We start from the raw sequence: 12,491 nt of genomic DNA on the forward strand, positions 1-12,491 counted from the left end.
TCCTACCGTTCGACCAGCGCAACGCGCGCATTGTACCAGTTCATGAAGGCCGATGTGCTCAACGACAGGGTGAGGTAGACCGCCATGGTGATGGCGATGACCTCGATGGCTTTGCCTGTCTGGTTGAGCGTGGTGCCCATGAAGACGTTGACCAGTTCGGGATAGCCGATTGCCGCCCCGAGCGAGGAGTTCTTGGTCAAGTTGAGATACTGGCTGGTGAGCGGCGGGATGATGACCCGCATGGCCTGTGGGATGACCACGAGGCGTAGGCGATCGCCTTCGCGCAGGCCCAGCGAGGCCGCAGCCTCGGTCTGGCCCTTGTTGACGGCCTGGATGCCGCTGCGCACGTTTTCGGCAATGAAGGCGGCCGTGTAGATGGTGAGCCCCATGACGAGGGCCACCATTTCGGGGACGAGCTGCAACCCACCCCGGAAATTGAACCGCTCGAGCAGCGGCATTTCGAAGGCGAGCGAGGCCCCGGTGACCCAGTAGATCAGGGCCGGCACGGCGATGATGAGCAGCACCGGCAGGGCGAGAGGGAATTTGCTGTCCCGCGCTGCGGGCCGACGGTCCGCACCAAGCAAGGTCCAGCCATAGGCCAGGGCGAGGAGGCCCGAGACCGCGGCGATGGCCAGTTCGGACATGAAGCCGAACATGCCACCGAGCGCAAAGCGCCCGATCGCCCAGGCAATGGCAAAGCCGATGAACGCACGCCCATAGACACCCATGGTGGTGAGGCTGAGCGCAGCGAGCGCTGCTGCGCCGACCAATGGCAGCAGGGAATTCGTTCCCAGCGCGGGAACCACGCTGCCGAGCAGCGAAAACGCCAAATACCCGAAGAGGAACGTGACAACGAGGGCGGCGATGCGCGACCCCAGCTTGACGAATGGTGGATAGTGTCCGGTCTGGGCGCGCACACCGACTGACCACCGGACAAGAGCAATTGCCGCGATAATAGAGAGCACGGCCGCCACGACCACCCAGGTGATCTCTGCATCCGGCATGGGCCGTGGAACCACGATGCCGCGCTGGTTGACGAAGACGCCGAGAGGCAGCTCGAAGGATTCCCGCACCGCCGGCATGGCCTTGAGCACCGCGAAATACCAGAAGAACAGCTGCAGCAGCAGCGGCACGTTGCGGATGATCTCGATGTAGACGGTGGCGAAACGCGCGATCAGCCAGTTCGACGACAGTCTTGCCACGCCCAGGACAAAGCCCAGCATGGTGGCGAAGACGATACCGATGGCCGCAACCAATAGAGTATTGAGCAGACCAACCAGGAAGGCTTCCCAGTAATAGGATGATCGGTCAAACGGGATCAGCGAGAAGCTGATGCCGAAACCCGATGTCTGGAACAGGAAGTCGAACCCGGTCGACTTGTTTTGCGCTGCCAAATTGGCAGCGGTGTTCATGATGATCCAGACGAAAAAAACGATCACGGCCGCGGCGACCAGAACCTGGTACAGAATGCCGCGAATGACAGGATCGTTGTAGAACGCAGTTCGCGGCGGGGCCGCGAGATTGTCTTGGACGGCCATTGGCGAAAAGTCCCCTTTTTAGGGCCGCATACGCGTCACGACGACATCAAAATGCGGAACAGCCGGCCACCCTCGGCCTGCCTCAGGCAGGAGGGACGCGAAAATTCCGTTGGATGATGAGGTCGCTCATTTCATGCATGCGCCTAAACGAACTGGCGCCCGATCAATGGGCGCCAGCACTGTTTCGCCTTAGCGGATCGGCATTGCGTACTGCAGACCGCCATCGGTCCACAGGGCGTTCAGGCCGCGAGCCAGGCCAATCTCGGTGTTGGGGCCGACATGGCGATCATAGGATTCGCCGTAATTGCCGATGTGCTTGATGATGCGGTAAGCCCAGTCTGCAGTCAGGCCGAGCGGCGTACCGAAATCACCTTCAACACCCAGCAGACGCTTGACCGACGGATTGTCCGAACCGAGCATTTCGTCGACATTGGCCTGCGTCACGCCCTGCTCTTCAGCTTCGAGCAGTGCGAAATAGGTCCAGCGTGCAATGCTGAACCAGACTGGATCGCCCTGGCGAACGACGGGGCCAAGCGGCTCCTTGGAAATGATTTCCGGCAGAATGATGTAGTCATCCGGCACGGCGAACTTGGAGCGTTCGGCAGCAAGGGCGGAGGCGTCGGTGGTGTAGACGTCGCAACGGCCGTCTTCGAATGCCTTCACGACTTCGTCCTGGTCGGTGAACACGACCGGGGAGTATTCCATGCCGTTGGCTTCGAAATAGTCGGCAGCGTTCAGTTCGGTGGTGGTGCCGGATTCGATGCAGATGGCGGCGCCCGAAAGATCGGTGGCCGACGCGATACCGTCAGCTTCGCGAACCATGAAGCCCTGGCCGTCATAATACATCGTGCCGACAAAGGTGATGCCGAGGTCGGTATCGCGGCTCATGGTCCAGGTGGTCGTGCGCGACAGAATGTCGATTTCGCCTGCGGACAGTGCAGCGAAGCGCTCCTGTGACGTCAGGGGCGTGTAGCGGACCTTGTCTGCGTCATCGAAAATAGCTGCCGCGACAGCGCGGCAGAAGTCTACTTCCAGGCCGGACCAATTGTTATTGGCATCCGGCGCGGAAAAACCGGGTACACCCCCGGTCACGCCGCACTGCACGTAACCCTTTGCCTTGACGTCTTCCAGCGTCGCGGCATGAGCTGCGACAGCCATAAGGCTGATCGCGGCGGATACTGCGAGTGTTGCAAGCTTTTTCTGCATATTAGTTACCTTTGTTCCCTGACCCTCAGTGCCCGAACAACATGCCGCTGTTTGCCCAACGACTGTCCGAGTAGCACCACCATCCTTTGTATGACAGTTGCGATGCTGTTAAGCATGCAATCGTCTCTTGACCGTAACGTCAAGGGCAGATGATGAATTGAGACAAGCACTCTGTCTCTTTTTTCGCCAGAGTGAAATTGTGATCTGAATTTGAGCACTACGCCCATGACCGACATATCGCCCTCCTCGCCTGCCCACATGGCGGCCGAGACCATACTGACACATGAGGGCAGAGAGCCCGACGAGCAGTTCGGTTTCGTCAACACGCCCGTCTACCGTGGCTCGACTGTCCTGTTTAAAAGCCTGTCGGATCTGGAAGACCAAAAACAGCGCTATCTCTATGGCCGGGCAGGCAATCCCACCACGGAAAGCGCGGAGGCGGTGGTCACCAAGCTGGAGGGCGCGCACGCCACCAAGTTGGTGCCCTCGGGGCTGGCGGCCATAACCATCGCCCTTCTCGCCTGCCTCAAGACGGGCGACGATTTGCTGATCAGCGACAGTGCGTATGAGCCTGGCCGGGTCTTCGCCGATGGGTTTTTGACGCGGATGGGGATCACCACCCGCTATTTCGACCCCCGAATCGGGGCGGGCATCGCCGATTTGATGCGGCCCAATACAAAGGCCGTGCTGGCAGAAAGCCCAGGCTCCCTCACCTTCGAAATGCAGGACATTCCGGCCCTGGCCGCCGCCGCGAAGGCCAATGGGGCGCGGCTGATCGTCGACAACAGCTGGGCGACACCACTTTACCACCAGCCGCTCAAGCTGGGCGCCGATATCGTCGTCCACGCGGCTACGAAGATGTTTGTCGGTCACTCGGATGTGCTGGCAGGAACCGTTTCCGCGACCGAGGAAGCCTGGACCGAAGTAGCGCGGACGCGCACTCTGCTCGGTTTTTTCACCTCAGGCGACGACGCCTATCTCGTCAGCCGGGGCCTCAGGACGCTGGCCATACGCATGGAAGCGCACCAGAAACGCGCTCTCGAAATCGCCACCTGGCTCGAAGGACAGGCCGAGGTTGCGCGGGTCATTCACCCTGCCCTGCCCAGCCATCCCGATCATGCTTTATGGAAGCGCGACTTTACCGGCTCCGGCAGCCTTTTTGCCTTCGTGCTCAAGCCCGCGCCACGCGCCTCCGTGGCGGCGTTCGTCGACGAGATGAAGCTGTTTTCAATGGGCTATTCCTGGGGCGGCTTCGAAAGCCTCTGCCTGCCCGTGCGGCCCGGCAAGGCGCGGACCGCCAAGCCCTGGACCGACGATGGCAATCTGTTCCGCGTCCATATCGGGCTCGAGGACGTGAACGATCTCAAGCGCGACCTGTCGGAAGGCCTTTCGCGTTATGCGCGGGCGCGCTGAAACAACTGCCCGAACGCCACCAGCGGCTTGCGGACCATACGTCCGTCGGCCTGCTGGTGGAACAGCCAGTCCTTCCGGGCGAAGAGATTGCGCACGAGATAGGCCCCCAGCATGCCGACCACGCAGCCGGCAAAGACGTCGGTGGGGTAATGCATGCCCACGGGCACCCGCGAAATGGCCACGAGAAGACCGACGATCAGCAGCGGAATGAAAGTGCGCGGCCAGACAAAGCCGATGGTGAAGGCCACACCCAGCGCCGTGGCCGAATGGCCGCTTGGAAAGCTCTGATACGTCCAGTCGTTGAAGACATTATGGAAGGAAAAGGCGCCGGCGCTGTCGAACTCCACCGGCCGCCCCCGCCCGATAAGGCGTTTCAGCAAATTGGTGAGGAGGCCCGGAATGCCCACCCCCGCGAGGACGAAGGCCGAGACCAGTGCGGTTTCCGACGCGATCGATCGCCAGAACCCCTTGAGCGGCACCATTGCAAGGCCCGCCACGATCGTCAGCACGAGGCTGGGAACAAGCACCCACTCGGACAGGCCATAATCGGTGATGAAGAAAAACGGCGCCCGCCAAGCGTCTGGCCAGCCAATCGCGCCCCGGGAAGCGGAGACGTCGATCACGGCAAGCGCCGCCAGGATGACAAGAATGGCGACAAGAAACAGTGGCCATGTTCGACGGTCGAGGCCCAGCGGCCAGGGTTTTTGCAGATCGATCATGCCTTGTTGTCCACAGCCCCGGCCTCAGCGTCAAGAGTTTGTGGTATCTGCTTGATCGCACTTGCCCTTTGCATGAGGACGCGCTAACGGAGGGGGGCAATGTCGGAGTGTAGCTCAGCCTGGTAGAGCACCGGTTTTGGGAACCGGGGGTCCAAAGTTCGAATCTTTGTACTCCGACCATTTGCGTCTCAAGTCTGCCCGTAGTTCGAGAACAGGCTTCTCTCGGCTACGCGCGGCGACCCACCAGAAAATCTTCAGATTACAACGCGTTAGTCACCTTCGGCGTGCGAGTGCCGCTGCCCGAGCCATGGATCAGCCGCTCGTCACGCTCGCGAGTTGGGCCAACCGCGCCAGTCCGCGTCCGGCGACAGCCGCAAGGCGTGCCGCCGCTGCCGCGATTGCGGGATCGCTGGCCGAGGACGGATCGATACGTGCCGGGTTGAGCGCGCATTGATTGGCCCAGGCGGCAATAGCGGGCTCGGCACCATAGAGCCGCGTGGCCAGCGCGCCGCGCCACTGCATTTCGGCCCAGCTGCGCGGATTGTCGGGAAACACATTGGGAGGGCACACCCGGTTGCGCTCCCGGTCATCGTCATAAGTGGCCTCCACGAACCCGGCCAGCGCGGCGCAGAAGCAGGGAAAGCCGGCCCTGATCCCCTGGAGGCGGATCCTGTCAGGCCCCCAGATGGGGACCAGCGGCCTATATGTCAGGCCCGAGGCGGCGCAATGGACGATGAGCGTGCCGGCCGGCAAAGCGATCATTCCTCTGTCGAGCGCGATTTCATGTCGATCGATCTTCTTGATGGGACCAAGCCGCACGACCCGGTCCACTGTCCGGAGCAGGTCGAGCTCCCATTTGGCCATTGTCGGGGTCTTGGCCATTGTCGGGGTTACATTTCTGTCGATCCGCAGCATGATTCCGGCCGCCTCGAGGCGGAGAAACATATCATCGGCAGAGCTGGCTTCGGCCGCTGAAGCCATGACACCGCTCGCCAGGTCGAGGGCCGTAACGGCGCCGGGCTGCACCACTTCCCGATTGAGCATCCATGGATCGCGCGGGCGGATCCAGATGATGCGATCGGGCGGCGCCCCATTGCCCAGAAGCCAGATAATGCCATCTGTGGCGGTCTTGCCGCTTCCCACGAACACAAACCGCTTCGGAGCGTCGGCGAGCCGGGTGATCTCATTGATCGGCACGACCCTGACGCCATCGGCGACATCGAAAGGTGGCGGAGTGGTCGCGGGGATGGTCGGAGACAGATAGGTCGCATCGACAATGCGGCGGCGGACCCTGACCTCGATCGTCTCTCCGGACACCAGGGACGACACCAAATGGCGGCCGTCCGTCTCGCGATAGCAGCAATTTGCGAGAAATCTCACGCGCCCGGTTCCCAGGAAATGCCGATGCAGGATATCGTCGTAATAGGCCTGGATCTCCGCCAGTCGTGCCCGGACCTGCAGGCCGGCTTCCGGCCCGTCCGGCTGGATTGCACCTGTCCCCAGCTGCCGCGAGGCCACTCCATAAAACAAGGATGCCTGGTGAAGCTGCACGAAAGGATAGGCGTCGTTCCAATGTCCGCCTGCCGCAGGTCGTCGGTCGACAAGGGTGACATGGACATCGGCATGGTCGATCAGTGCATCCGTGAAGGCCATGCCCATCGCCCCTGCCCCGACGACGAGGTAGTCAGTGTCGATCAAACGCACCATGGCCGACCTCCTTCCGCCGAACCGAGGCATTCGAGACCGCTGCCCCCCGGCGCGGTCATCTGGAATCCTGGCGCCTACAGCGCTGGCCCGGGCGTTTCCTGCAGTTTGGTTATCAGGGGTAAGTGGCCCCCATTGGCGAAGGGCGCCTCCGCCACCCCGGGCCTGTGGGTCAGGTTCCTGCGCCAGGACCCCGGCGGGGTGCCGACGATCTTTTTGAAGGCGCGGTTGAAGGCCGCCTCCGATTCGTAGCCCACTTCGGCGCCGGCCTGCGCGACGCTGATCCCCGGGGTCTCCAGCCGGCGCGCGGCCAGCTGCATCCGCCAGCGCGCCACATACTGCATCGGTGTGACACCCGCGAAATGGGTAAAACGGTCGGCGAATACCGACCGCGACAGCCCGATTTCGCGTGCCAAGCGCTCGATGGTCCAGTCCTCGGACGGTCGACCGTGGATAAGCCGGAGCGCCTGGCCGATCTGGGGATGGCGCAGGCCCGACAACCATCCCCGTGAACCCATCGGGAGACTGTCGATGTGTTGGCGGACGATCTCGATGAAGAGAAGTTCGGCCAGCTTTGCCAGGACAATCTCGCCCCCCGCATCATGGCAGTCGGTTTCCGACACCGCGTGGTTGACGAGATGGGACAACCACAGCTGGCTGGCAGCGCCCCGGGCGAGCAGAACGCGCGGCAAGGCGCTGATGAATGGATTGTAGGGTCGGATATCGCAACCAAGATATCCGCAGACGAAGCGGCAGGATTCCCGGCCAATGCCCTGGTTGATCAGATAGGGCAATTGCCGATCCACCGGATGCACGAACATGGCCAGTTCCGGCTTGGCCCTCATGCCGATTTTCGAACACAGGACGTGGGCATCATCCATGGGGAAGGCTATGACATCGCCGGTCCGGAGCCGGATCGGCTCGATCGAACCATCGGTCAGTTCCGCCCAGCACGCTCCCTCGAGCAGGGTGTGAAAATAGAACACATACTGGGCGCTTGGCATGACCTGATGGGCAATGCTCGAGGCTTTCGGCGCTTCCGCCACCCAATCGTTGCGGAAGGTACTGTCAAAGAAGATCGCACCGGTCAAACGAACTGCGGCAAGCACATCGGAGAGCACATCCATTTGCCTCACCTTGATTGCAAAGGCAGTCGAGACAAACGCATAGCCCCTTGGAGGGCAGCGGTTGGCCGCCGAGAGTCCGCCCTTCCCGAACAACCGTCAATACCGTTTCAAGCGTTCGGACGAATGAGCAATGAAACAGGACGATGGGCCATTTGAAGCGCCATTTGCCCGGACTAACGTTCCTCCCCTGCATCAGGCGATTGTCCCGGAGCGATATCATGAACGAGGAAACCATCACCAATTTCGCGGCGCGCATGCGGGGGCCGGTCGTGCGCCCCGGGGACAGCGACTATGATGAGACGCGCAAACTCTATAACGGCATGATCGACAAGCGGCCAAAGCTGATCGCGCGCTGCGCCGACGTTGCCGACATCATGACGGCCGTCAATTTCGGGCGCGAAAACGGGCTCGACATCGCCATACGGGGTGGCGGGCACAATGGTCCCGGGCTTGGCAGCGTCGATGACGGGCTGATGATCGATCTGTCGATGATGAAGGGGGTTTACGTGGACCCCGATCGCGCGACGGTTCGGGTCGAGCCGGGCTGCACTTCGGGCGATGTCGATCATGCTACGCATGCCTTTGGGCTGGCCGTCCCGTTCGGGATTGTTTCGACCACGGGCGTCGGTGGACTGACATTGGGCGGTGGCACGGGCTATCTGACGCGCCAGCATGGGCTGACGATCGACAATCTCTTGTCCGCCGATGTCGTCATGGCCGACGGCACCGTCAAAACCGCCAGCAAGACGGAAAACCCGGAATTGTTCTGGGCGATACGGGGTGGAGGGGGAAATTTCGGGGTGGTCAGCAGCTTCGAATTCCAGGCGCATCCGGTCAAGGACGTCTTTGCCGGCCCAATCTTCTGGGATGCTGCCAAGCATGGCGCCACGGTCATGCGGGCCTATCGCGATTTCATCGGCAGCGCGCCGGAGGCTCTGGGCTCCTTTGTCGGGTTGAAGACCGTCCCGTCCATGGATCCGTTCCCCCGCGAGCACTGGGGCAAGAGAGCCTGCGCCGTCATATCGTCATTCAATGGCCCGGAAGACGAAGGCATTGCGGTGATGGCGCGGCTGCTCGACCACCTTCCAGAGCCGTTGTTCAACTGGATGGGCATGATGCCTTTCCCCTCGATCCAGGCCTTGTTCGACCCCTTCTTCCCGAAGGGCCTGCAATGGTACTGGAAAGGCGACTATGTGAGCGAGCTTACTGACGCGGCCATTGACGCCCACATCGCGCAGGCGGCCAAGGCGCCGAGCGAACTCTGCCTGATGCATCTCTACCCCATCGACGGAGCGGTTCACCGGGCCAATAAGGACGACACCCCCTGGGGCGCGCGCGACGCCAGGTGGTCAATGGTCATCGCTGCAATCGACTCCAACCCGCAGATGGCCGGCCCGATTACGCGCTGGGGGCGGGAATATTGGGACAATGTGCATCAGTTCAATTCGGGCGGCGGCTATATCAACTTCATGATGGATGATGAGGGCGATGCGCGCGTTCGCGCCAGTTATGGCGACAATTACACTCGGCTCGCGGCTGCAAAGGCCCAGTTCGATCCGTCGAACCTCTTCCACGTCAACCAGAACATCCGCCCCTCCGCCTGACGGCGCTGCCGAACAAAGCGCCGAACTCATTGCCCCTTGGTCGAGCACACTGGACCGCTCGACGAGGGGCATTTTTTTGCGATGGAAATATTCAGCCCTTCACCCCGGCCGAGAGCATGATCGCCTGCGTTACCCGCCGCTGGAAGATCAGGTACAGGACAGCGACCGGTAGGCCCGCGACGACGGCCGAGGCCATCAGCTTTCCATAGACGATGCCATAGGCGTCCTTCACCTGCGTGATCCCCACCGGCACCGTCATCGTCGCCTCGCCTGTTGCGGCAAGGAACGGCCAGAGGAAGGCGTTCCATGCGCCGATGAAGGTGATGATGGAGAGCGCTGCCGTGACGCCCCAGTTCATCGGGAGGTAGATGCGGAACAGGATCTTGAAGTGGCCCGCGCTGTCCATCTGCGCGGCTTCCCGGAATTCCTTGGGAACGCTGTCGAAGAACTGTTTGTAGACGATAATCACGACCGGAACGATCAGTTGCGGCAGGATGATGCCGGCCCAGGTATTGAGCAGCTTGAACTGAGCCATGAGCACGAAATGGTTCACGATCAGGGCCTGCATCGGCACCATGAAGCAGGCCAGGATGAGCACATAGATCAGCCGCCGGCCGGGGAACTCGAGCTGGCTCAGTGCATAGGCGCACCCGGCCGAGGAGACGATCACCAGGGCGGAAATGATCGCGGAGGTGACGAGGGAATTCAGATACCAGGTGGCGATATTGGTGTTGTTCCAGATGTGGATATAGCTGTCGAAGGTTACCCGGCCCGGCCATAGCGAATTGCTGCCCGAGATCACCTCGCTGTCCGGCTTGATCGAGGTGACGATGGCCCAGTAGATCGGGAAGAAGGACGCGACGGCCACGGCAAGCGTTATCGCAGTCAACACGATACCGATAATATCGAGCGAACGATCGCGGGGCGGCGCCAGGCTTTCAGTCTGACTCAGGGTTTGTGTGGTCATTTCTCACCTCGCGCCCGCAGCAATTGATATTGCAGAACCGACAGGACGATGATGATCCCGAACAGCAGCACGGCCGCCGTCGCTGCCTCGCCACCGCGGTTTTGCTGGAAGGCGAGCTTGTAGACGAATTGAACCAGAGTGATAGTCGCGTCCTGCCGCCCGCCGATCGAGAACAGATAGACTTGGTCGAAGATTTTGAGCTGCGCGATGAGCTGGATGGTCATCACCAGAACCGTGATGGGCCAGATCAAGGGCCAGGTGATGCGGCTGAACTGGCGCCATCGGCTGGCACTGTCGAGCTGCGCCGCCTCGTAGATTTCCGGCGAAATATTGCGCAGTCCGGCGATGAACAGCAGGATATTGAACCCCATCGTCCACCAGATTGTCACGAAGGCCACGGTCGGCATGAACAGCGGTATGGTGCGGGTCAGCGAGATCGGTTGGCCGCCATTGAACAGGGCGACCACCCCCTGCACCAACCCATATTGCACATCGATCAGCCAGTTCCAGGTCAGGAAGACCACCGAGACCGGAAGGATATAGGGCAGGAAGAAGCAGGCCAGCACAAATCCCTGCATCCAGCCCTTGAGCCGGTTCACGGCCAAGGCAATGAGGAGCGAAATCAGCGTGCTGGGAATGACGGTCAGCACAACGAAATAAGCGGTGTTCCAGAAGGCGGAGTGAAACAGCTTTTGGGTGAGGATCTTTTCGTAATTATCCCAACCCACGAAATCGCCACTGCCGATCAGCGGCGCCTTGGTGAAGCTGAGCATCACCATCTGGATCGTGGGCCAGACGAACAGCACGCCATAGATGAGCACGAAGGGCCCGACCAGGATCAGCGCCGCCAGATAGTCCTGTCTTTTGTCCCGAAGCATTTCCTCGCCTCCCGATGTGGGAAGGCCGGCGCCATTGTCCGGCGCCGGCCTCCTGGGTCTAAAGCTGGCCGTTAAGATCGTCGCGCATCTGCTCGGCGGCGTCGGCAGGCTCGATTTCGCCGGTGGTGGCCGGATTGATGTAGTTGCTCCATGCATCACCAAGCGGGGCCGCAGGGCCCGCCAGAATGGTGCGCGGATCGAACACGGCCGTGTCGGCAAAGCCGGCATAATCCGATTGCGGCTTGAGGGCCTGGAATTCTGCGCTCTCGCGAACCGCGTTGAACGCCGGGATATGGCCCGCTCCGGCCCAGTCCAGCGAATGCTGGTCCATCCACGCGATTACCGTCATCACGGCGGCGCGTTTTTCCGCATCCGCTTCCTTGCCGGCATTGGCCGGGATGACGAAGGCATGGCTATCGGACCAGGCGGCCTTGTTCTCGAACAGGGTCGGCAGTTCCACAGCACCCCATTCGAACAGCTCGCCCTTGGCGTGCAGGTCGACAAAGGTGGGAATTTCCCAATTGCCCATGATGAAGAACGGCGCCTGCTGGGACGTGAACAGAGCCAGCGCCGCGGGGCTTTCCACCTGCACCGGCGTATAACCCTTGTCGACCCAGCCCTTGACCGTCTCGATGGCAGTGGTCAGCTTGGCAAGATCCTCGTCCGTCGGGAAGAACCCGCCGGCGGCCTCGTCGAACATGGTGCCGCCCTGCTGGCCGAAGAGGCTGTAGATGGTGCGGTAGCGGTCGCCGGTCGGCGTGGACAGGCCATATTTACCGTCGCCGGTGAACTTGGCCAGCACGGCATCGAAAGCGTCGAGCCCGTCGAGGCCGGTGGGAAGGCCGTTCTCATCCAGCATGCCCGCTTCCCCGAGCATGTCCTTGTTATAATAGAGGATCAGCCCATGCTGGTCGAACGGCACCGCGTAGCGGGTTCCGTCGACCTTGCCGGCCTCGGAGGCGGCGGCGGTGAAATCGGCGTCGGAAATGCCCGCGCCGGCCATGTCCTCGTCGGTGATTTCGCTCAGCGTGCCGCTATCGACGGCCAGCGGAATGCGCGACAGATGATAGGTGGCGATATCGGGCCCCTCGCCGATCGCCGCCGATGTCTGCAGCTTGGTGTAGAAAGGGGTGCCCCATTCGAGCGTTGTGCCCTGGATGGTAATCTCACCCTGATGTTCGGTATTGAATGCGTCGATCAGCGCTTTCATGCGCACGCCGTCACCACCGGCAAGGAAGTCCCACCAGACAACATTCTGCTGGGCATAGGCACTGGTCGCGAGCGCGAGAAACGCGGTCGAGGCCAGGGCAATTCGCCGTAGAGATTTCATCATTC

General features: G+C 61.5%; 10 protein-coding genes and 1 tRNA gene. 3 read left to right on the forward strand and 8 right to left on the reverse strand.

Going from position 1 to position 12,491, the window contains the following annotated elements:
- Positions 1–2 precede the first annotated feature (2 nt).
- The gene (locus tag N0P34_RS13420; protein ID WP_275603734.1) at positions 3–1,538 is read right to left on the reverse strand and encodes an ABC transporter permease subunit; all 1,536 of its coding nucleotides are present in this window, start codon (positions 1,536–1,538) and stop codon (positions 3–5) included.
- A gap of 189 nt (positions 1,539–1,727) precedes the next feature.
- Entirely contained in the window at positions 1,728–2,744 is a 1,017-nt protein-coding gene (locus tag N0P34_RS13425; protein WP_275603735.1) for an amino acid ABC transporter substrate-binding protein, read from the reverse strand.
- A gap of 225 nt (positions 2,745–2,969) precedes the next feature.
- Between N0P34_RS13425 and metC the strand changes: the two genes are divergently transcribed.
- Complete coding sequence (metC, locus tag N0P34_RS13430; protein ID WP_275603736.1) at positions 2,970–4,157, forward strand: cystathionine beta-lyase; 1,188 nt, start codon at positions 2,970–2,972, stop codon at positions 4,155–4,157.
- Here metC and N0P34_RS13435 read toward each other — a convergent pair.
- A complete protein-coding gene (locus N0P34_RS13435) occupies positions 4,139–4,876 on the reverse strand; it encodes a phosphatase PAP2 family protein (protein WP_275603737.1) in 738 nt (245 codons plus the stop codon). The genes metC and N0P34_RS13435 overlap by 19 nt on opposite strands.
- A gap of 103 nt (positions 4,877–4,979) precedes the next feature.
- On the opposite strand from N0P34_RS13435, the gene N0P34_RS13440 reads away from it, so the two are divergent.
- A tRNA-Pro gene (locus N0P34_RS13440) sits at positions 4,980–5,056 on the forward strand.
- Positions 5,057–5,188: 132 nt separating this feature from the next.
- On the opposite strand, the gene N0P34_RS13445 is transcribed toward N0P34_RS13440, so the two are convergent.
- The gene (locus N0P34_RS13445) at positions 5,189–6,583 is read right to left on the reverse strand and encodes an NAD(P)-binding protein (protein ID WP_275603738.1); all 1,395 of its coding nucleotides are present in this window, start codon (positions 6,581–6,583) and stop codon (positions 5,189–5,191) included.
- A gap of 74 nt (positions 6,584–6,657) precedes the next feature.
- Positions 6,658–7,707 (reverse strand): AraC family transcriptional regulator, encoded by a 1,050-nt coding sequence (locus N0P34_RS13450; RefSeq protein WP_275603739.1) that lies wholly within the window; start codon positions 7,705–7,707, stop codon positions 6,658–6,660.
- A 218-nt stretch (positions 7,708–7,925) separates the two neighbouring features.
- On the opposite strand from N0P34_RS13450, the gene N0P34_RS13455 reads away from it, so the two are divergent.
- Positions 7,926–9,311 (forward strand): FAD-binding oxidoreductase, encoded by a 1,386-nt coding sequence (locus N0P34_RS13455; protein WP_275603740.1) that lies wholly within the window; start codon positions 7,926–7,928, stop codon positions 9,309–9,311.
- A gap of 91 nt (positions 9,312–9,402) precedes the next feature.
- Here the strand turns inward: N0P34_RS13455 and N0P34_RS13460 are convergent, their stop codons facing one another.
- From N0P34_RS13460 to N0P34_RS13470, 3 genes are read right to left on the reverse strand one after another with little or no spacing between them, the layout of a single operon-like run.
- Positions 9,403–10,278 carry a carbohydrate ABC transporter permease gene (locus N0P34_RS13460; protein WP_275603741.1) on the reverse strand — a complete coding sequence of 292 codons (876 nt, stop codon included), beginning with the start codon at positions 10,276–10,278 and terminating at the stop codon, positions 9,403–9,405.
- A complete protein-coding gene (locus tag N0P34_RS13465; protein WP_275603742.1) occupies positions 10,275–11,156 on the reverse strand; it encodes a sugar ABC transporter permease in 882 nt (293 codons plus the stop codon). Before N0P34_RS13465 ends, N0P34_RS13460 begins: the two co-directional genes overlap by 4 nt.
- Positions 11,157–11,214: 58 nt before the next feature.
- Positions 11,215–12,489: an extracellular solute-binding protein gene (locus N0P34_RS13470; RefSeq protein WP_275603743.1), complete on the reverse strand. Its 1,275-nt coding sequence runs from the start codon at positions 12,487–12,489 to the stop codon at positions 11,215–11,217.
- Positions 12,490–12,491: the final 2 nt, after the last annotated feature.

The sequence above is a fragment of the Devosia sp. FJ2-5-3 genome (assembly GCF_029201545.1).
Taxonomy (GTDB): domain Bacteria; phylum Pseudomonadota; class Alphaproteobacteria; order Rhizobiales; family Devosiaceae; genus Devosia.